Genomic DNA, 19,195 nt, shown 5'->3' with positions numbered 1-19,195 from the left:
GACGGGGCACTCGCCTCGAGACGAAAGGAAAGCAGATGCGCAAAGGAATGACGCTCTTCGCCGTTGCGGCGGCAGCGGCACTCGTGCTCTCCGGTTGTGCGGGCGACGAACCGCCCGCACCAGGCGGAGGCGACGGGGAGGACACGTCGAACCTGTACGAGGTGAACGACAACGTTGAGCTGGAGGGCAGCCCGACCTTCGACGCCGCCACCAAAGCAGGCAAAATAAAGATCGGCGTCAAGCAGGACCAGCCCGGTCTGGGATACAAGGATGCTGTCAGCGGAGACCGCAGCGGGTTCGACATCGAGATTGCGCGCTGGATGGCGGCATCGCTCGGATTCTCTGAGGATCAGATCACGTATGAGGACATCCCGAGTGCTAACCGCGAGCAGGCGCTCGTGAACGGCGACATCGATCTGTATGTCGGCACGTATTCGATCACGGACAAGCGCAAAGAGATGATCGACTTCGCCGGGCCGTACTTCATCACGGGGCAGGGCCTGCTCGTACTGAGCGACAATGAGGACATCAAGAGCGAAGATGACCTCGCTGGCACCAAGGTCTGCTCGGCAACGGGATCGACGCCGATTCAGAACATCCGCGAGAACTATCCGGACGCGACGCCCGTCGAGTTTGACGTGTACTCGCAGTGTGTTGACGCGCTCAAGGACGGCTCTGTCGATGTCGTGACGACAGACCAGCTGATTCTATTGGGCTACGCCGCGCAGGAGCCCGACACGCTCAAGGTGGTCGGCGAGCCGTTCACCACGGAGAACTACGGCATCGGCCTGCCGAAGGGCGACGACGCTCTTCGCCACTACCTGAACCAGGTGCTCACGGACGGATCCGATGTCTGGCAGGGCATCTACGATGCAACACTCGGCGAGGCCGGAGTCGAGGCGGAGCAGCCCTCCGTCGACGACTACTAAGCCGATGATTGGCCGGGCACCCGCCGCGGTGCCCGGCCCGCATCGAGATCACACTCGAAGAAGAGGAGCCACGTGGACGTCCTGCTGAACAACCTCGACATTTTCGTCGTGGGGTTCCGAACGACGCTCGTGCTGTTCGTCTGGTCAGCACTGTTCTCAACGGTGCTGGGACTGATCGTCGGCATGATGCGTGTTTCACCCGTACCCGTCATGCGCGGGTTCGGCACGTTCTACGTCAACTTGGTGCGAAACACACCGCTGACGCTGATCTTCTTCTTTTTCGCCTTCGGGTATCCCAAGCTGGGCTTACCCGAGTTCAGCTACACCTGGCTCGCCATTATTGCTCTGAGCCTGTACACGGCGACATACATCGCTGAGGTGCTGCGTTCGGGGTTCAACACGGTGCCCCTGGGGCAGGCCGAAGCAGCTCGTGCGATCGGGCTTTCTTTTGTTCCGACGATGACGCGCGTCGTGATGCCTCAGGCATTTCGCGCTGTCATCCCGCCGTTCATGAGCGTTCTCATCGCCCTGCTGAAGAATACGACGATCGCCGCCGGGTTCTCGGTTCATGAGGCCGGTGCGATTCGGGCCTACGCATCGGAGCGCGGAGAGCCCGCCATGATCGTGCTGCTGTGGGTGGCGTTCTTCTTCATCGTTCTGGTGATGATCCTGGCGTACATTCAACGACGACTCGAAAAGCGATGGAAGGTGGCCCGATGAGCACTGTGCTGTACGACGCACCGGGGCCCCGCGCACGGGTGCGCAATAGGATTCTCGCGGTTGTCGCGACGCTCGTTGTCCTCGGCATCGTCGCCTTCATCGTGTATCAGCTCTTCGCATCCGGACAGTTCTCTGCTGCGAAATGGGAGCTGTTCCGTTACACGGCCGTGTGGCGCAAAATCGGCAGTGCGACGGTGTCGACGCTTTCCGCATTCGTCGTCGCAGCGATCGGCAGTCTGCTTCTCGGACTGATCCTGTCAGTCGGCAGGGCATCGAACCATGCGTGGGTGCGCGTGCCGGTCACAGTCTTCACCGAGATCTTCCGCGCGATACCGGTCTTGATCCTCATGCTGATCATGTACTACGGACTTCCGACGGTTGGCCTTGACTTCATCACGCCGTACACCGCCGTCGTCACGGGCCTGATCCTGTACAACGGATCGGTGCTCGCCGAGGTCTTCCGCTCGGGCATCGAATCTCTGCCGAGCGGGCAGGCCGAGGCCGGCTACGCGATCGGGATGCGCAAGACCGGCGTGATGTCGGTCATCCTCTATCCCCAGGCGATTCGGGCGATGCTGCCGGTGATCATCTCACAGCTCGTCGTCGTGCTGAAAGACACGGCGCTCGGATTCATCATCACCTTCAACGAGCTTCTGTACCTGGCCAAGTTCTATGGGAGCCAGGTCACGTACGGCAGTCCGATCATCCCGTCGACGATCATCTTCGGGTCGATCTACATCGGACTCTGTCTGCTGCTCGCGGCGCTCGCGAAATGGGTTGAAGTGCGCTCACGGCACAGCAAGAAGCTGCCGCGTGACCCAGGAGCACGCGATGATCTGGCGGCCGCCGAAACGAAGGCAATCGCGATGCAGGCCAATCAGGTCGGTCGGGGTTAGATCCCGCTCTCGGGTCACCGCTAGACTTAGGGATCGTGTCTGACGCTATCCCCATCACAGAAGAGGCAGTGAACGCTGCCGTCGACGCGGCGCTCACCGCTCTTGACGCGGCAGAGAGCTCTGCTGACCTGAAAGCCGTCCGCTCCGAGCACATGGGAGAGTCATCGGCTCTCGCTCGGCTCAACGGGCAGCTGCGTAACGTACCGAAAGATCAGAAGGCCGCGCTCGGCAAACTCGTCGGGCAGGCGCGCGGTCGCGTGAACGCTCAGTTCGCCGCGCGGCAGCAAGAGATCACGGTCGTCGAAAAGGCCGCGCAGCTCAAGGCGGAGACCATTGACGTGACGGCACAGGCATCGCGCTATACGCCCGGGGCCCGGCATCCGCTCACCATGCTGCAAGATCGTGTCTCCGACATCTTCGTCGGCATGGGATGGGAGATCGCGGAAGGCCCCGAGGTCGAGAGCGAGTGGTACAACTTCGATGCCCTGAACTTCGACGCCGACCACCCGGCCCGAGCGATGCAGGACACCTTCTTCGTCGACCCTGTTGATGCCCACCTGGTGCTGCGCACACACACCTCACCGGTGCAGATCCGGTCCCTCCTTGAGCGCGACCTCCCCGTCTACGTGCTTGCCCCTGGCCGCACCTACCGGACGGATGAAATCGACGCGACGCACACGCCCGTGTTCAGCCAATTCGAGGGCCTCGCCGTGGATAAGAACCTCACCATGGCTCACCTGCGCGGCACGCTCGAACACTTCGCCCGCACGATGTTCGGACCCGAGGCGCAGATTCGCCTGCGCCCGAGCTACTTCCCCTTCACCGAGCCCAGCGCCGAGCTCGATCTCTGGCACCCTACATTCACGGGGGGAGCGCGCTGGATCGAATGGGGCGGCTGCGGCATGGTCAACCCCAACGTGCTGCGCGCCGCGGGCATCGACCCCGACGAGTACAGCGGCTTCGCGTTCGGCATGGGGATCGAGCGCACACTCATGTTCCGCAACGATATTCATGACATGCGCGAGATCGTCGAGGGAGACATCCGTTTCTCTCAGCAGTTCGGAATGGTGGTGTAGTGATGCGTGTCCCACTGAGCTGGCTCGCCGAGTACGTTGATCTTCCGGAAGGGTCGACGCCCGAAAGCGTTCAGGAGGCACTCGTCCGCGTGGGCCTCGAGGAAGAGGACGTCCACCGAGTCGATGTGACCGGCCCCCTCGTTGTCGGGCAGGTGCTCTCGTTCGACGAGGAGCCTCAGAAGAACGGCAAAGTCATCCGCTGGTGCCAGGTGCAGGTGGCGCCAGAGGGTGCGACCGCCGCTGATGGCGGGGATGCTGTGCACGGCATCGTCTGCGGCGCGCACAACTTTGCGCCCGGAGACAAGGTCATCGTGACGCTTCCCGGGGCCGTCCTTCCCGGGCCCTTCCCGATCGCGGCGCGCAAGACGTACGGTCACATCTCTGACGGCATGATCGCGTCCGCACGTGAGCTGGGGCTGGGCGACGACCATGACGGCATCCTGACCCTCGGGTCGTTGGGGTTGGACGCCGAGGTCGGCACGGACGCCATTGCCCTGCTCGGTCTTGACGACACGGCGATTGAGATCAACGTGACGCCCGATCGCGGCTATGCCTTCTCGATCCGCGGTGTCGCACGTGAGTTCTCGCATTCCACGGGAGCCGCCTTCCGCGACCCGGCCATCCGCGACGTACCGTCCGGTCTCAGCGGTGTGGATGTCCGGGTTGACGACGCGGCGCCGATCAGGGGCCGCATCGGATGCTCCGTCTTCACAACGCGCGTGGTGCGCGACGTCGATGCGAACGCCCCCACGCCGACGTGGATGGCCTCGAGACTGCGGCTCGCCGGCATCCGATCTCTGTCGATCCTCGTCGACATCACGAACTATGTGATGCTCGAGCTGGGGCAGCCCATTCACGGGTACGACCTCGATGCGCTGGCCGGGGGCATCGTGGTGCGCCGCGCGCGGGACGGCGAGACACTTACAACACTTGACGATGCGACGCGAACGCTGAATCCGGAAGACCTGCTCATCACCGATGACAGCGGGCCGATCGGCCTCGCTGGCGTGATGGGCGGCGACACGACCGAGATGGGGGAGTCGACGGCGAACGTTCTCGTCGAGGCGGCGAACTTCGACCCGGTCTCCATTGCCCGCACCGCGCGCAGGCACAAGCTCCCCAGCGAGGCGTCAAAGCGGTTCGAGCGCGGGGTGGATCCGGCGATCGCCGCCGCCGCAGCGGACCGTGTGGTCGAGCTCATGGTGCGCTTCGCCGGCGGAACCGCCGACGACCGTGGCTCGCAGCTCGACACGAGCACAGAGGTGCCGTCCATCCCGCTGCCGAGCGGATTCTCGTCGTCGCTGATCGGGGTCGACTACACGGATGCTGAAGAGCGCAGTGCCCTGGAAGAGATCGGCTGTCGTGTGGAGTCATCGACCGGTGGCCTCACCGTAACGCCGCCGACGTGGCGTCCGGATCTGACCGACAAGGCGGACCTGGTGGAGGAGATCGCGCGGATCGTGGGCTTTGACCGCATTCCGAGCATCCTCCCCGTCGCCCCACCCGGTCGCGGGCTGACACGCGCGCAGCGTGCGCGTCGCGCCGTCGCCGATGCGCTGGCCTCGGCCGGCAGCACCGAGGTGTTGGCGTACCCGTTCGTCGCGGCCGAATCGAATGCGCTGTTCGGCAGCCCTTCCGATGAGCCAGTTCCCGCCGTGACGCTCGCCAACGCGCTCGACGCGCGTGCCGCACAGCTTCGCACTTCGCTGCTGCCCGGGCTGATCGATATCGCGCACCGCAACCTCTCGCGCGGCATCACCGATCAGGCTCTCAGCGAGATGGGTCTGGTCTTCCGGCCCGAGCCGGGCACCGTTTACGGCACGATCGAACTGCCGAGCGGAACGCAGCGTCCCTCTGACGAGACCATCGCGTCGCTAGACGCGGGAATTCCACCGCAGCCGCGGCATGTGGCCGTGCTCGCTTTGGGCAACGCCATTGCGAAGCAGCCAGGTCAACCCGCTGTTCCGGCCGGCATCGGCGACGTTCTCGCGAGCGTTGCGCAGATTGGGCTCGCCGTCGGAGTACACATCGACGTCGTGCAAGGCGCGCACAAGGCGTTGCATCCGGGCCGCACTGCCGAGCTGAGAGTCAACGGCACCCCCGTCGGATTCGCGGGAGAGCTGTTGCCGGACATCGCGGACGAGCACGACCTGCCGCGCGTCGTCGCCGTCGCGGAGATCGACCTCGACACGGTGCTGAGCGCCGCTCCCGAGGTCGTCGCGACTCACAGCATCCTGACCCAGCCCGCAGCGACGCAGGACCTGTCGCTGATCGTGTCGGAGTTCGTCGCCGCGGGCGACGTGCTCGATGCCGTGCGCGAGGGAGCGGGCGACCTGCTCGAGGAGATCCGGCTCGTCGACGATTATCGCGGCAGCGGTGTCGGAGACAGCGAGAAGAGCCTCACGTTTGCCCTGCGTTTCCGCGCGCCCGACCGCACCCTCACCGCCGCTGAGGCGTCCGAGGCGAAGCTGGCCGGTGCCGCACGCGCGGGAGAGCTCTTCGGGGCGGCGATCCGGGACTGAGCGTGCACAGCGGGCCGGCAGACGGCACAGAGGAGGCGGCGGCGGGCGCGCAGAGAATCACCGTGCCGGAATCGGCTGACCCCGAGAAGGTTCTTGACGCATTTACAGCGTGGAGCTCACAACAGGGGATGACGCTGTATCCGGCGCAGGAAGACGCCCTGCTTGAGGTGATGGGCGGGCAGCACCTGATTCTGTCGACACCGACGGGAACGGGAAAGTCTCTCGTGGCAGTCGGCGCGCACCTGCTCGCCCTTGCACGCGGGGAGCGCACTGTCTACACGGCACCGATCAAGGCGCTCGTGAGCGAGAAGTTCTTCGCGCTTGTCGAAATCTTCGGGGCCGCGAACGTCGGCATGATGACGGGCGACTCGAGTGTGAATGCTGATGCTCCGATTCTCTGCTGCACCGCGGAGATCCTCGCGAACCTCGCGCTGCGGCAGGGAGACGACATCGACGTCCACCAGGTCGTGATGGACGAATTCCACTACTACGGCGACCCAGAGCGCGGCTGGGCATGGCAGGTTCCCCTCCTCACCCTTCACAACGTGCAGTTCGTGCTCATGTCCGCGACCCTCGGCGACGTCACCGAGTTGGCCGCCGACCTCACACGCCGCACCGGGCGCGGAACCGGGCAAGTGACCGGAGTCGAGCGTCCCGTTCCGCTCAGCTACCACTACGAGACGTCCCCGATTCACGAGACCGTCGATGAGCTGCTGCACACGGATCGCGCCCCGATCTACATCGTGCACTTTTCGCAGGCGCAGGCGATGGAACGCGCGCAGGCACTGACCAGTCAGAAGATCGTGTCGAAAGAGCAGAAGGCGCGCATCGCCGACCGCATCGGCGACTTCCGCTTCACGACAGCGTTCGGCAAGACCCTCTCACGACTCGTCCGCGCGGGAATCGGCGTGCATCATGCCGGGATGCTGCCCAAGTATCGCCGCCTCGTCGAGCAGCTCGCGCAGGCCGGGCTCCTTCCGGTGATCTGCGGAACCGACACACTCGGCGTCGGCATCAACGTGCCGATTCGCACCGTGCTGTTCACCGCGCTCACGAAATACGACGGCACACGCATGCGGCAGCTCAACGCGCGCGAATTCCACCAGATCGCCGGCCGTGCCGGACGCGCCGGATTCGATACAGCGGGCACCGTGATCGCCCAAGCGCCGGACCACGAGACACAGAACATCAAAGCGCTCGAAAAGGCGGGAGACGACCCCAAGAAACGCCGCAAGATCATCCGCAAGAAAGCACCGGATGGATTCGTGTCGTGGGGGCGAGGCTCATTCGACCGGCTGATCGCCGCCGAGCCCGAGACGCTCACCAGTCACATGCAGATGACCAGCGCGATGCTCATCAACGTGATCGCCCGCGGAGGTGATGTGTTCTCACACGTCCGTCACCTTATCTTCGGCAACCACGAGCCGCTCGCGCGACAGCGAGACCTGGCCCGGCGTGCGCTGAACATCTTCCGCACGCTGAAGGACGCCGAGATCGTCGAGGTGCACGACGACAGCATCCGCCTGACCGTCGACCTGCCGGCGAACTTCGCCCTGAACCAGCCGCTCTCACCGTTCGCGCTCGCCGCATTCGAGCTGCTCGACCCCGAGTCGCCCGCGTTCGCCCTCGACATCATCTCGATCATCGAGGCCACGCTCGACAACCCCCGCGCCGTTCTGAATCAGCAGGAGTTCCTGGCCAAGGGCGAAGCCGTCGCAGCGATGAAGGCGGACGGCATCGAGTACGAGGAGCGCATGGAGCGTCTCGAGCAGATCACCTGGCCGAAGCCGCTGGCTGAACTGCTCGAGCAGTCGTTCGAGACGTTCCGTGCCTCGCAGCCGTGGATCGCCGATTTTGAACTCGCCCCGAAGTCCGTTGTACGCGACATGTTCGAGCGCGCGATGAACTTCGCAGAGTTCGTGCGGTTCTACCAGCTCATGCGCTCCGAGGGTGTGGTGCTGCGCTACCTCAGCGACGCTTACCGGACCATCAGACAGCTTGTTCCCGAGTCGCTCATGATCGAGGAGCTCACGGACATCGTGGAGTGGCTCGGCGAGCTTGTGCGCCAGGTCGACTCCAGCCTGTTCGACGAGTGGGACGAGCTCGTGAATCCGGATGCTGCTGCGCACCGCGCGCATGAGGCAGACGTCGCCCCGCCAGCACCAGCGCGACTCACCGCGCAGACGCGGGCGTTCCGCATCCTCGTCCGGAACGAGATGTTCCGGCGGGTGCAGCTCGCCGCTCGAGAAGACTACGACGGGCTCCGTGCTCTCGACGCAGGCGAAGGGCTCAGCGCCGACGACTGGCGAGCCAGCCTCGATGCCTATTTCGACGAGCACGACGAGATCCTGACGGGGGCGAATGCTCGAGGGCCAGCGCTGCTGATCATTGAGGAAGGCTCGGCCACGTGGAGCGTCACGCAGACGATCGACGACCCCGCCGGCCACCACGACTGGCGGATCCACGCGATCGTCGACTGCGCAGCATCAGACGAGGCCGGGCAGGCACAGGTCACCGTTGACTCCGTCAGCAGGCTGTGACATCAAGTGGCGAACGCATGCGTCTCCGGGGTATTCTCGACGCATGACGTCCGCCGCTCATCCTGTCGCCCGCCCCATTGCGGTGCGCGGACTGCGTCGACGCCGGCGTGCCGTGCGAACCTCGGCGACGCCTGTCGTGCACCTGTGATCTGGGCACGAGTGGGCGCCGCCGCCACCAGTGCAGACCGCCCACTCAATAAGGTAGAAGCATGACATTCACCGTCGCCGTCGCCGGCGCCTCAGGGTATGCCGGGGGAGAGCTGCTCCGGCTGCTCGCCGATCATCCCGAGTTCGACATCACCACAGTGACAGCGCACTCCAATGCAGGAGCGCCGCTCGTTGCCCTGCAGCCGCATCTTCGCTCCCTCCGACACCTGTCCCTCGCCGAGACGACACCGGAACAGCTGTCGGGCCACGACATTGTCTTCGTCGCGCTTCCGCACGGAAAGTCAGGCGAGCTCACAGCGCATCTTCCCGAAAGCACCCTCGTTGTGGACTGCGGTGCCGATCATCGCCTGGCATCTCCGGACGACTGGGATGCGTTTTACGGGGGAGAGCACTTCGGGGCATGGTCCTACGGTGTTCCCGAACTCATCGTCGGCTCGCACAAACAGCGTGAGGCGCTTGCGGGCGCTCGCCGAATCGCCGCACCGGGATGCAACGCGAGCACTGTCGAGCTCTCGCTCGCGCCGGGAATCGCTGCCGGGGTGATCGAGCCGCTCGACATCGTGTCGGTCCTCGCCGTCGGGCCGTCGGGAGCCGGCAAGAGTCTGAAACCGCACCTGTTGGCCGCAGAGGTGCTCGGCACGGCGAACCCGTACGCCGTCGGTGGAACGCACCGGCACATCCCCGAGATCACCCAGGGGCTGCGCTGGGCGGGAGCTGCTGATGTCAGCCTCTCGTTCACCCCGGTGATCGTCCCCATGTCTCGCGGCATCCTCGCGACGTCGACGGCGCGGATCGCACCCGGTGCCACGGCAGCACAGATTCGTGAGGCCTGGGAGTCCGCCTACGCCGATGAACCGTTCGTGCAGCTGCTGCCCGAGGGAGAGGTGCCGCGCACGGCGGACGTTCTCGGGGCGAACACGGCGCTGATGGGCCTCGCCATCGACACCGCCGCCGGCCGCGTGGTCGTCGTCACCGCCGTCGACAACCTGGCGAAGGGCACCGCGGGCGCCGCGATCCAGTCAGCCAACATTGCACTCGGACTGCCCGAAACGACGGGCCTGACAGTGAACGGAGTAGCGCCGTGAGCGTCACCACACCACAAGGATTTTCAGCGGCTGGCGTGTCTGCGGGGCTGAAGGATTCCGGCGGGCGCGACCTTGCGCTCATCGTCAACACCGGCCCGAGATCGTCTGCGGCAGCGGTGTTCACGAGCAATCGCGCCGTCGCAAACCCAATTATCTGGTCACGACAGGTTATTCGCGACGGCACGGCCTCGGCGATTGTCCTCAACTCGGGCGGAGCGAACTGCTTCACGGGAGAGCAGGGTTTCCAGACAACTCACGCAACGGCCGAGGCCGTCGGCGAGGCACTCGGAGTGTCATCGGGAGACGTTCTTGTCTGTTCGACGGGGCTCATCGGTGAACAGCTCGACGTCTCAGCGGTGGCGGCGGGCGTTGCGGAAGCAGCATCCCAGCTGGACCCGGACGGCGGATCGCACGCTGCTGAAGCAATTCTCACGACGGACACGCATCAGAAGACCGCAGTGCGCACAGCAGACGGATACGCCATCGGCGGAATGGCGAAGGGCGCGGGCATGCTCGCTCCCGGGCTTGCCACGATGCTTGTGGTGATCACGACAGATGCCGACCTGGAATCTCGTGCGCTTGACCGTGCACTGCGCGCAGCGACACGTGTCACATTCGATCGGGTGGATTCCGACGGGTGCATGTCGACGAACGATCAGGTGACGCTTCTCGCGTCGGGCGCATCCGGCGTGACTCCAGACGAAACGTCGTTCACGGCACTGCTCACCGATCTGTGCCACGATCTCGCCCGTCAGCTGCAACGCGATGCCGAGGGCGCGAGTCATGACATTGCAATCGAAGTCACGGAGGCGGCAAGCGAGGACGACGCCTTGGAGATTGCACGATCAGTCGCACGCAACAACCTCTTCAAAGCTGCGATCTTCGGCAACGACCCCAATTGGGGCCGCGTTCTGGCGGCGATCGGAACGACATCGGCGGACTTCGACCCATACCGTGTCGATGTCTCGATGAACGGAGTGCGGGTGTGCCACGCGGGCGGCCCGGATGAGCCACGTGAGCGCGTCGACCTCACGGGAAGGGACTGCACCGTACTCATCGAGCTGCACGCGGGTGCCGAATCGGCCACAATCTTGACCAACGATCTCACGCACGACTACGTGCATGAGAACAGCGCGTATTCGAGCTGATCATGTCCACACACGCAACTCAGCTTTCTCGTGACGTCGCACAAGAGCGCGCCGCGACACTCATCGACACGCTTCCGTGGCTGACGCGGTATCGCGGTGCCGTCGTCGTCGTGAAGTTCGGTGGCAACGCCATGGTCTCGGAAGATCTCACGGCAGCATTCGCCGAGGACATTGCCTACCTTCACCACGTCGGCCTCCATCCAGCCGTCGTCCACGGCGGCGGCCCACAAATCTCCCGCGCTCTCGCTGAGGCCGGGATCCACAGCGAGTTCCGCGGCGGATATCGCGTCACGACCCCCGAGGCCATGAACGTCGTCCGCCAGGTTCTCCGCGACGAGGTGAACAGCGCGATCGTCGATTCTCTCAACGTGCACGGCGATCTCGCGATCGGGCTGTCGGGGGAGGACGCCGCCCTCTTCACAGGCGCCACACGTACGACGGTGATCGATGGTCAAGCCGTGGACCTCGGTCGCGTGGGCGATATCGCCGCCGTCGACCCGTCTGTTGTCCAGAGCGCGATCGATGCCGGCCGGATCCCCGTGGTGTCGTCGATCGCGCCGGAAGATGGGGACTTGTCGCGCCCCCTGAACGTCAACGCGGATGCCGCTGCGGGTGCCCTCGCCGCGGCGATGACAGCCTCGAAGCTCATCGTGCTCACGGACGTCGCGGGACTCTACAGCGATTGGCCCGACACCAGCTCACTGGTCACAAGCATCACCGCTGACGAGCTTCGTGTGCTGATGCCCAAACTTGAGGCCGGCATGATCCCGAAGATGGAAGCGTGCCTGACCGCGATCGACGGAGGCGTTGACGCTGCGTCGATTATCGATGGCCGCGTCCACCACTCCATTCTTCTGGAGCTGTTCACCGGCCCGGGAGTGGGAACCGAAGTTGTGAAGGAGACCAGATGACCACCTGGCAGGAGCGCGTTGAGCGCGACATGATGAACACGTTCGGGCCCACCCAGGCGCTGCTCGTGCGCGGCGATGGCTGCTATGTCGAGGACGTTGATGGCACACGGTATCTTGACTTTCTCGGCGGCATCGCCGTGAACGTCCTTGGGCATGCGCACCCCGTCGTCGTCGAAGCTGTTTCGCAGCAGGCTGCGATGCTCATCCACGTGTCCAATTACTTCTCGACCCCACCTCAGCTTGAACTCGCCGCTCGCCTGAAACGCCTCAGCGGCGCCGGGGACTCCGGTCGCGTCTTCTTCTCGAATTCCGGGACAGAGGCGAACGAGGGCGCTTTCAAACTCGCCCGTCTCAACGCCGGTCCAGACGGGAAGCGCACACGCATCCTGTCCATGAAGAACTCCTTCCACGGCCGCACGATGGGGGCGCTCGCGTTGACGGGGAAGCCGGCGATGCACACAGACTTTGCACCGCTGCCGGGTGGAGTCGAGTACATCGACACCACGATCGACGCCCTCGAAGACGCCATGGACGACAGTGTCGCCGCGGTGATCATCGAACCCATCAAGGGTGAAGCAGGTGTCGTTGAGGTTCCCAATGGCTTTCTCGAACGCGCACGCGAGCTCACCGCCGACGTCGGCGCCCTGCTGATCATGGACGAGATCCAGACCGGTGTGGGACGCACAGGCACCTGGTTCGGGTACCAGGCACACGGCATCACCCCCGATGTCGTGACCGTTGCCAAAGGCATCGCCGGCGGCGTGCCGATGGGCGCGATCATCACCTTCGGGCGTGCGAGCGACCTCTTTCACCCCGGCCAGCATGGCACCACGTTCGGCGGTAATCCTCTCGCGACGGCCACGGCCAATGCGGTGCTTGGTGAGATCGAGACGGCAAGGCTCGTCGAGAATGCGGCGCGGCGCGGCGAGCAGCTCCGCGAGGTGATCGGCACGATGGATCCCCAGCTGATCGCTGGCGTTCGAGGCAGGGGGCTCCTCCTCGGCATCGAACTGGCCCGGCCCGTCGCCTCTCAGTTGCACGCTGCAGCGCTCTCGGCGGGGCTCATCGTGAACGCCCCCAACCCCGACACCATCAGACTGGCGCCGCCGCTCATCATCGGCGATGCCGAGATCTCCGATTTCGAGACACGATTCCGCAGCGCCTTGACCTCCATCAACTGACGACATACCCGAAAGAGCACAATGACCCGACACTTCCTTCGTGACGACGACATCACGCCTGCCGAGCAGACGGAGATTCTCAATCTCGCGCTCGACCTCAAGCGTGATCGCTGGTCGCAGAAGCCGCTCGAGGGGCCGCAGACGGTCGCCGTCATCTTCGACAAGTCGTCGACGCGCACACGCGTATCTTTCGCCGTCGGGATCGCGGATCTCGGTGGTGCGCCGCTGATTATCTCGACGGCCAACAGTCAGCTCGGTGGGAAAGAGACGCCCGCTGACACCGCGCGTGTGCTTGAACGCATGGTGTCCGCGATCGTGTGGCGCACATACGGTCAGGCGGGTCTCGAAGAGATGGCCGAGAAGACCACGGTGCCCGTGATCAACGCGCTCTCCGATGACTTCCACCCGTGCCAGCTGCTTGCTGATCTGCTGACCATTCGCGAGCATAAGGGAGATCTCGCGGGTCTCCGACTGACTTTCATCGGCGACGGCGCCTGCAACATGGCCCAGTCCTACCTTCTCGCGGGTGCCACAGCCGGGATGCACGTGACCATTGCCTCTCCCGAGGGCTACGCACCCACCGACACAGTGGTGGATGACGCGCGTGCACGCGCTGCGCAGACTGGTGGCTCCATCAGCATCCTGACCGACCCGGTCGATGCGGCCACGGGAGCCGACGTCCTCGTGACCGACACCTGGGTGTCGATGGGGAAGGAAGAGGAGAAGTCAGCTCGTCTCGCCTCGCTGTCGTCGTATCGTGTCGACCAGCGTTTGATGAGCCAGGCGAAGCCGGATGCTGTCTTCATGCACTGCCTGCCCGCTGACCGTGGGTTCGAGGTCTCGGCCGATGTGATCGACGGGCCGCAGAGCATCATCTGGGACGAAGCCGAGAACCGACTCCATGCGCAGAAGGCCCTCATGGTCTGGCTGCTCGCGCGTGCGTGACCGAAAGGACGAGATGACGACGAATCGTGCCGGCGAAGCCGGAGCACTGTGGGGCGGTCGCTTTGCGAGCGGACCGTCGCCTGAGTTGGCCAGGCTCAGTAGATCCACACAGTTCGACTGGGCGCTCGCGCATTACGACATCCAGGGATCGAAAGCGCACGCGCGCGCTCTGGCAGACGCCGGCTATCTCACCGACGATGAGCTGACGGCGATGCTCTCGGCTCTCACCGAGCTCGACGAGCAGGTTGCCGATGGTCGGTTTGTCGCCGCGGAATCAGATGAAGACGTGCACAGTGCGCTGGAACGCGGATTGATCCTCGTCGCCGGGCAGGAGCTGGGAGGCAAGCTCCGGGCCGGCCGGAGCCGCAACGATCAGATTGCGACTCTCGTGCGGCTCTACCTCCGGGACCATGCACGAGTGATCGGCACCGAGCTTGTGCAACTGATTGACGCGCTCGTCGCGCAGGCCGAGGCTCACCCCGACGCCGCTCTGCCCGGTCGGACGCACCTGCAGCATGCGCAGCCGGTGCTGCTGGCTCACCACCTGCTGGCACACGCGTGGCCGCTGCTGCGCGACCTAGAGCGTCTCAGGGACTGGCTTGTTCGAGCATCCGTGTCGCCGTATGGCGCCGGTGCCCTGGCAGGGAGCACGCTCGGCCTCGACGCTGGTCTCGTCGCGCGCGAGCTGGGTCTTGCGCGGCCGAGTGAGAACTCGCTCGATGCCACGGCGAGCAGAGACGTGGTCGCCGAATTCTCATTCATCTCCGCGATGATCGGCATCAATCTGTCGCGATTCTCGGAAGAGATCATTCTCTGGAACTCACGGGAGTTCGACTACGTCACGCTCGATGATGGCTACTCGACGGGCTCCAGCATCATGCCGCAGAAGAAGAACCCAGACATCGCGGAGCTCGCCCGGGGTAAGTCCGGGCGTCTCGTGGGGAACCTCACGGGCCTCCTCACCACGCTCAAGGGGATGCCCCTGGCCTACAACCGTGACTTGCAGGAGGACAAAGAGCCGGTCTTCGATACCGTTGACACGCTTGAAGTGCTTCTCCCAGCTTTCACCGGAATGGTGGCCACGCTGCGTTTCAACACGGAACGTATGGCTGAGCAGGCGCCCCAGGGCTTCTCCCTGGCGACGGATGTTGCCGAGTGGCTCGTCACACAGGGAGTGGCGTTCCGTGATGCGCATGAGATCAGTGGGCAGTTGGTGCAGTACTGCGAGCAGCGCGGCATCGACCTGCACGAGCCCGACGACGCCGCGCTCGCGAGCATTTCGCCGTCTCTCACCCCGGAGGTCCGCTCGGTGCTGACGGTGGAAGGATCCATTGGTCGTCGTCTCGGAGCCGGTGGTACGGCACCCGAGCGTGTAGCGGAGCAGCGGGCAGAGCTGGTCGAGAGAGTCACAGTGCTTCGGCGCGAGTTGGAGCAGCCCGACGCTCGATGATGCTCGACCGTGAGTTCCTGATGCCGTCGGCTGTGGATGTTGGTCCGCGGCTTCTCGGAGCCGTGGTCTCGCATACGACAGCTGAGGGTACCGTATCCATCCGGCTGACCGAGCTAGAAGCCTATGTCGGGAACGGTGTCGATCCTGGTTCGCATGCTCATCGAGGCAAGACAAAGCGCAATGCCGCGATGTTTGGGGAACCTGGGCACCTGTATGCCTACTTCACCTACGGCATGCACGTGTGCGGCAATATCGTGTGCGCGCCCGAGAATCAGCCATCCGGGCTGTTGATGCGCGGGGGCGAAGTCGTCGAGGGCCTCGACCTGGCGAGGCGACGTCGAACCACATCGAAGTCGGACCGCGATCTGGCGCGCGGCCCGGGGCGTCTGGCCGTAGCGCTGGGCATCCAGCTGGCCGACAACGGAGCAGATCTGCTCGCTGAGCCGTTTTCGCTGCAGCGGGGCGAGCCGGTGAATGCCGTGAAGTCCGGCCCGCGCACCGGAATCAGCGGGGCAGGAGGCAGCGATGCGTACCCCTGGCGGTTTTGGATCGACGGTGACCGCACGGTCTCGCCGTACAAGCGGCATCCGCGTTCTGACTGAGGCTCAGGCGAGTGCGCCTCAGCCGACCGAGAGCACCCAGACGCCGGCAGCAGCCGTGGCCCAGACCAGGCTTGTCAGCGTTCCGATGATGAAGCGCTCTCGCGACTCGGATTCGGCTAGCTCGGTGAATCGGCCGACGCCCTTCACCGCGACGACGACGGCGAAAGCGCCCAGGTAGCCGGCCATCAGCGCTGCGGCAACGGCGAGCCGCTCGAGAAGTCCGATCACGAGCCCGCCCCGCATCACTTCCTCCGTCTTCGGCGGTGCGAGATACCCGGTATCGGGAACACGTGCATCCGAGCGGGCCAGCAGGATCCCGCCATGCGTTCCCTGGCGGACGCTCCCGCGTGTAGCTGCCTCAAGGACGACGGTCGCTGCGGGCCCGCCACCAATGACAGCCAGTACGAGCCCGAGCAATCCGAGAGCGAGGGCAACCGGCAACGGGGGCGAGTCGAACGGCAGGGCCGCGAGTGCGAGGGCCGCCGCGAGGAATCCGCCCGCGATGATTACCGGCGCGAGGCGGGGGCGTCTCAGCGCGACGCTGGCCAGCACCGTCGATGCGATCATGAAGATGAGAATCGTCACCCACGACAATGTGCTGAGTAATTCCATGGCGTTCATGCCTTTCTGTTCGCGGGCGCATCCAACGTTGTCAGCATTCGCACGAGTGCCTGAACTGCGGCCATTTCCTGCCGAATGCCCGCGGCGCGTACTCGAAGGCTTACGGCACCGGGGGTGATTCCCAGTCTGTCTGCTGCGTCCGCTTGTGTCATGCCCGTGGCGAGCAGATCGTAGACTTCCCAGCCGCCGTCCGTGCGCCTGTCGAGAACAAGGAGGAGGATGCTGATGAGGGCGTCGAAGTCCTCGGTCAGGGTCTGATCGATCGACTCTGCGGACGCGCACGCGAATCGGACGGGCCGCGGCTTCGCGCGATCGACGGCCGTCCGTGCCGAGAAGTACGCTTCTCCCGTCGATGATCGTGTGGATTGCCCGAGGGGGAGAGCGACGTCGCCGATTCCGAGGCCGATGCTCCAGCGTCCTTCGCGGAAGAGCTCGAGGACGATCGATAATGCTGATGCCGGATCGCTTGTCAGCAGCTGGATCTCGTCTCCCGCCGTCCGCTCGGCGGGCAGCTCCAGAGCGCTGGTGTGCGCAGCGTTGAGGGACGCCAGGGTGTCGTCGACCGCGTCACTGGTATGCCGACTGTCGACTTGGTCCGCGGTGATGACGTACATGGGGCTCCGTTCAGGGGGAATCGTCAACTCAGCATACTTTAGGTAAAAGACAAAAGCTAGCGATCATGAGGGAATTCACTAAACCAGTAAACTGAGAGGTGCGAGCACGCTGGTACTGTAATGAAGGTGTCGAACCCCGTACTGAGCAACCAAAAAAACGATGCTGCCTTCGATGATGTCTGGGACGAACTTGTGTGGCGAGGTCTCGTCCACGTGTCCACAGACCAGGCGGCACTGAAAGAACTCCTCGCGGGGGAGCCGATCACCTATTACTGCGGTTTCGATCCGACGGCAGCGAGTTTGCACCTGGGCCACCTCGTTCAGCTTTTGACGCTGCGGCGACTGCAGCTTGCCGGACATAAGCCACTGGGCCTGGTCGGAGGGTCGACCGGTTTGGTGGGGGATCCTCGTCCCACGGCCGAACGGACGCTCCAGACCAAAGAAACGGTGTCCGAGTGGGTGCGGAGCCTCGGCGACCAGATCTCCAACTACCTGAGCTTCGAGGGCGAGAATCGCGCCCGCATGGTGAACAATCTCGATTGGACGGCGGACCTCTCGGCCATCGATTTCCTCCGCGACATCGGCAAGCACTTCAGAGTCGGTGCAATGCTCAAGAAGGATGCTGTTTCGGCACGCCTTAACTCGGATGCCGGGATCAGCTTCACTGAGTTCAGCTACCAGCTCCTCCAGGCCCTCGACTTCCTCGAGCTGTACCGGCGACACGATTGCGTGCTGCAGACGGGCGGGAGCGACCAATGGGGAAACCTTGTCGGCGGAACCGATCTTGTGCACCGTGTTGAGGGGGCAAACGTCCACGCATTCGGAACCCCCCTCATCGTCAACTCGGATGGCACCAAATTCGGCAAGAGTGAGGGCAACGCAATTTGGCTCAATCCTGAGATGACGACCCCGTACGCGTTCTACCAGTTCTGGCTCAATGCGGCCGATGCCGACGTGATCGATCGCCTCAAGGTATTTACGTTCCTCAGCCGCGCAGAAATCGATGAATACGCCGAGAAGGTTGCGAACGAGCCCTTCCGTCGTGAAGCTCAGAAGCGTTTGGCCTGGGAAGTTACCACGCTCGTGCACGGGGAAGCCGCGACGCAGGCAGCGATTGACGCGTCCAGTGCCCTGTTTGGTCGCGGCGATCTGTCGGCTCTTGATGCTGCGACGCTCGAAGCTGCTGTCGCCGAGCTCCCGAATGCCACAGCTGGCGGCGATGCGACGGTGGCACAGCTTCTCGTCGAGACGGGACTCACGACGAGTCTGGGGGAGGGACGGCGCGCCGTCGACCAGGGCGGCGTGTACCTCAACAACGAAAAAGTGACAGATGCGGATGCTGTTCCAGCGCAGCCCCTCCACGGTCGCTTCCACGTCCTCCGTCGTGGAAAGAAGACGCTCGCCGGCGTCACAATTGACGTGTGAAAAGCGACGGGCGCTCACGACACGCCCGGGGGCTCGCCGGGATTTGCCGCTCTAGTGAATTCTGCGTAAAGTATTCATTCGTTGCCACAAAGGCGCCGGAGAGCGAGAAGCTCACGGGCCTCAATAGGTAAACATCTTCCCCTCACATGGCGCCGACGCTACGTCGGTAGCGGTCATGATGAGGTGGTATGATTGCAAGGTTGCTCCAGAGTGAATCAGTATCGGAAGATGCTGCCGAATCTGGATGCGTCTGGTCCTTGAGAACTCAATAGCGTGCACATGTCAAATGCCAATTTTTGAACCTCGGCCTGGGCTTTTTGTCTGGGTTGGGATTCCTTTGATTGATTGATAGCGAATGTCAG

Annotated in this window: 16 protein-coding genes; 14 read left to right on the top strand and 2 right to left on the bottom strand. The window is 64.2% G+C overall.

Features of this window, described 5'->3' with window-relative positions; all coding sequences use genetic code 11:
• The first annotated feature begins 35 nt into the window (after positions 1–35).
• The 13 genes from OK352_RS08240 (at position 36) to OK352_RS08180 (ending at position 16,173) form a co-directional block, all read left to right on the top strand.
• Positions 36–929, top strand: coding sequence for a glutamate ABC transporter substrate-binding protein (locus OK352_RS08240; RefSeq protein ID WP_265140991.1), 894 nt, complete (start codon positions 36–38; stop codon positions 927–929).
• Between the two features lie 72 nt (positions 930–1,001).
• Positions 1,002–1,649, top strand: a complete 648-nt coding sequence (locus tag OK352_RS08235) for an amino acid ABC transporter permease (protein ID WP_265140990.1) — start codon at positions 1,002–1,004, stop codon at positions 1,647–1,649.
• Positions 1,646–2,545, top strand: a complete 900-nt coding sequence (locus tag OK352_RS08230) for an amino acid ABC transporter permease (protein ID WP_265140989.1) — start codon at positions 1,646–1,648, stop codon at positions 2,543–2,545. The genes OK352_RS08235 and OK352_RS08230 overlap by 4 nt, the downstream gene beginning before the upstream one ends.
• A 35-nt stretch (positions 2,546–2,580) precedes the next feature.
• The gene (gene pheS, locus OK352_RS08225; protein ID WP_265140988.1) at positions 2,581–3,621 is read left to right on the top strand and encodes a phenylalanine--tRNA ligase subunit alpha; all 1,041 of its coding nucleotides are present in this window, start codon (positions 2,581–2,583) and stop codon (positions 3,619–3,621) included.
• Positions 3,622–3,623: 2 nt separating this feature from the next.
• The gene (gene pheT / locus OK352_RS08220; protein ID WP_265141511.1) at positions 3,624–6,143 is read left to right on the top strand and encodes a phenylalanine--tRNA ligase subunit beta; all 2,520 of its coding nucleotides are present in this window, start codon (positions 3,624–3,626) and stop codon (positions 6,141–6,143) included.
• 2 nt (positions 6,144–6,145) lie between these two features.
• Positions 6,146–8,683 carry a DEAD/DEAH box helicase gene (locus tag OK352_RS08215; RefSeq protein ID WP_265140987.1) on the top strand — a complete coding sequence of 846 codons (2,538 nt, stop codon included), beginning with the start codon at positions 6,146–6,148 and terminating at the stop codon, positions 8,681–8,683.
• A gap of 209 nt (positions 8,684–8,892) precedes the next feature.
• Entirely contained in the window at positions 8,893–9,936 is a 1,044-nt protein-coding gene (gene argC / locus OK352_RS08210) for an N-acetyl-gamma-glutamyl-phosphate reductase (RefSeq protein WP_265140986.1), read from the top strand.
• On the top strand, positions 9,933–11,084 hold the full coding sequence (gene argJ / locus OK352_RS08205) for a bifunctional glutamate N-acetyltransferase/amino-acid acetyltransferase ArgJ (RefSeq protein ID WP_265140985.1): 1,152 nt from the start codon (positions 9,933–9,935) through the stop codon (positions 11,082–11,084). The genes argC and argJ overlap by 4 nt, the downstream gene beginning before the upstream one ends.
• Positions 11,085–11,086: 2 nt before the next feature.
• On the top strand, positions 11,087–11,995 hold the full coding sequence (gene argB, locus OK352_RS08200) for an acetylglutamate kinase (protein ID WP_265140984.1): 909 nt from the start codon (positions 11,087–11,089) through the stop codon (positions 11,993–11,995).
• Positions 11,992–13,176 (top strand): acetylornithine transaminase, encoded by a 1,185-nt coding sequence (locus tag OK352_RS08195; RefSeq protein ID WP_265140983.1) that lies wholly within the window; start codon positions 11,992–11,994, stop codon positions 13,174–13,176. Before argB ends, OK352_RS08195 begins: the two co-directional genes overlap by 4 nt.
• 21 nt (positions 13,177–13,197) lie before the next feature.
• Positions 13,198–14,121 carry an ornithine carbamoyltransferase gene (argF, locus tag OK352_RS08190; protein ID WP_265140982.1) on the top strand — a complete coding sequence of 308 codons (924 nt, stop codon included), beginning with the start codon at positions 13,198–13,200 and terminating at the stop codon, positions 14,119–14,121.
• 13 nt (positions 14,122–14,134) lie between these two features.
• Positions 14,135–15,571 (top strand): argininosuccinate lyase, encoded by a 1,437-nt coding sequence (gene argH / locus OK352_RS08185; protein WP_265140981.1) that lies wholly within the window; start codon positions 14,135–14,137, stop codon positions 15,569–15,571.
• The gene (locus OK352_RS08180) at positions 15,571–16,173 is read left to right on the top strand and encodes a DNA-3-methyladenine glycosylase (RefSeq protein WP_265141510.1); all 603 of its coding nucleotides are present in this window, start codon (positions 15,571–15,573) and stop codon (positions 16,171–16,173) included. The genes argH and OK352_RS08180 overlap by 1 nt, the downstream gene beginning before the upstream one ends.
• Before the next feature lie 18 nt (positions 16,174–16,191).
• Here OK352_RS08180 and OK352_RS08175 read toward each other — a convergent pair whose 3' ends face one another.
• Complete coding sequence (locus tag OK352_RS08175) at positions 16,192–16,785, bottom strand: hypothetical protein (protein ID WP_265140980.1); 594 nt, start codon at positions 16,783–16,785, stop codon at positions 16,192–16,194.
• Between the two features lie 5 nt (positions 16,786–16,790).
• The gene (locus OK352_RS08170) at positions 16,791–17,408 is read right to left on the bottom strand and encodes a SatD family protein (protein ID WP_265140979.1); all 618 of its coding nucleotides are present in this window, start codon (positions 17,406–17,408) and stop codon (positions 16,791–16,793) included.
• 126 nt (positions 17,409–17,534) lie between these two features.
• On the opposite strand from OK352_RS08170, the gene tyrS reads away from it, so the two are divergent.
• Positions 17,535–18,833 (top strand): tyrosine--tRNA ligase, encoded by a 1,299-nt coding sequence (tyrS, locus tag OK352_RS08165; RefSeq protein ID WP_372338089.1) that lies wholly within the window; start codon positions 17,535–17,537, stop codon positions 18,831–18,833.
• Positions 18,834–19,195: the final 362 nt, after the last annotated feature.

This window comes from Microbacterium sp. MPKO10 (genome assembly GCF_026107415.2).
In the GTDB taxonomy this organism is placed as follows: domain Bacteria; phylum Actinomycetota; class Actinomycetes; order Actinomycetales; family Microbacteriaceae; genus Paramicrobacterium.
The sequence above is the reverse complement of the archived record's forward strand: the minus strand, read 5'-3'. Positions and strand labels throughout refer to the sequence as shown.

Excerpts from the sequence above, each read along its gene's own strand:
- OK352_RS08240 (WP_265140991.1), top strand. The coding sequence starts at position 36 with ATGCGCAAAGGAATGACGCTCTTCGCCGTTGCGGCGGCAGCGGCACTC.
- OK352_RS08230 (WP_265140989.1), top strand. The coding sequence starts at position 1,646 with ATGAGCACTGTGCTGTACGACGCACCGGGGCCCCGCGCACGGGTGCGC.
- pheT (WP_265141511.1), top strand. The coding sequence starts at position 3,624 with ATGCGTGTCCCACTGAGCTGGCTCGCCGAGTACGTTGATCTTCCGGAA.
- argC (WP_265140986.1), top strand. The coding sequence starts at position 8,893 with ATGACATTCACCGTCGCCGTCGCCGGCGCCTCAGGGTATGCCGGGGGA.
- argB (WP_265140984.1), top strand. The coding sequence starts at position 11,087 with ATGTCCACACACGCAACTCAGCTTTCTCGTGACGTCGCACAAGAGCGC.
- OK352_RS08195 (WP_265140983.1), top strand. The coding sequence starts at position 11,992 with ATGACCACCTGGCAGGAGCGCGTTGAGCGCGACATGATGAACACGTTC.
- argF (WP_265140982.1), top strand. The coding sequence starts at position 13,198 with ATGACCCGACACTTCCTTCGTGACGACGACATCACGCCTGCCGAGCAG.
- argH (WP_265140981.1), top strand. The coding sequence starts at position 14,135 with ATGACGACGAATCGTGCCGGCGAAGCCGGAGCACTGTGGGGCGGTCGC.
- OK352_RS08180 (WP_265141510.1), top strand. The coding sequence starts at position 15,571 with ATGCTCGACCGTGAGTTCCTGATGCCGTCGGCTGTGGATGTTGGTCCG.
- OK352_RS08175 (WP_265140980.1), bottom strand. The coding sequence starts at position 16,785 with ATGGAATTACTCAGCACATTGTCGTGGGTGACGATTCTCATCTTCATG.
- OK352_RS08170 (WP_265140979.1), bottom strand. The coding sequence starts at position 17,408 with ATGTACGTCATCACCGCGGACCAAGTCGACAGTCGGCATACCAGTGAC.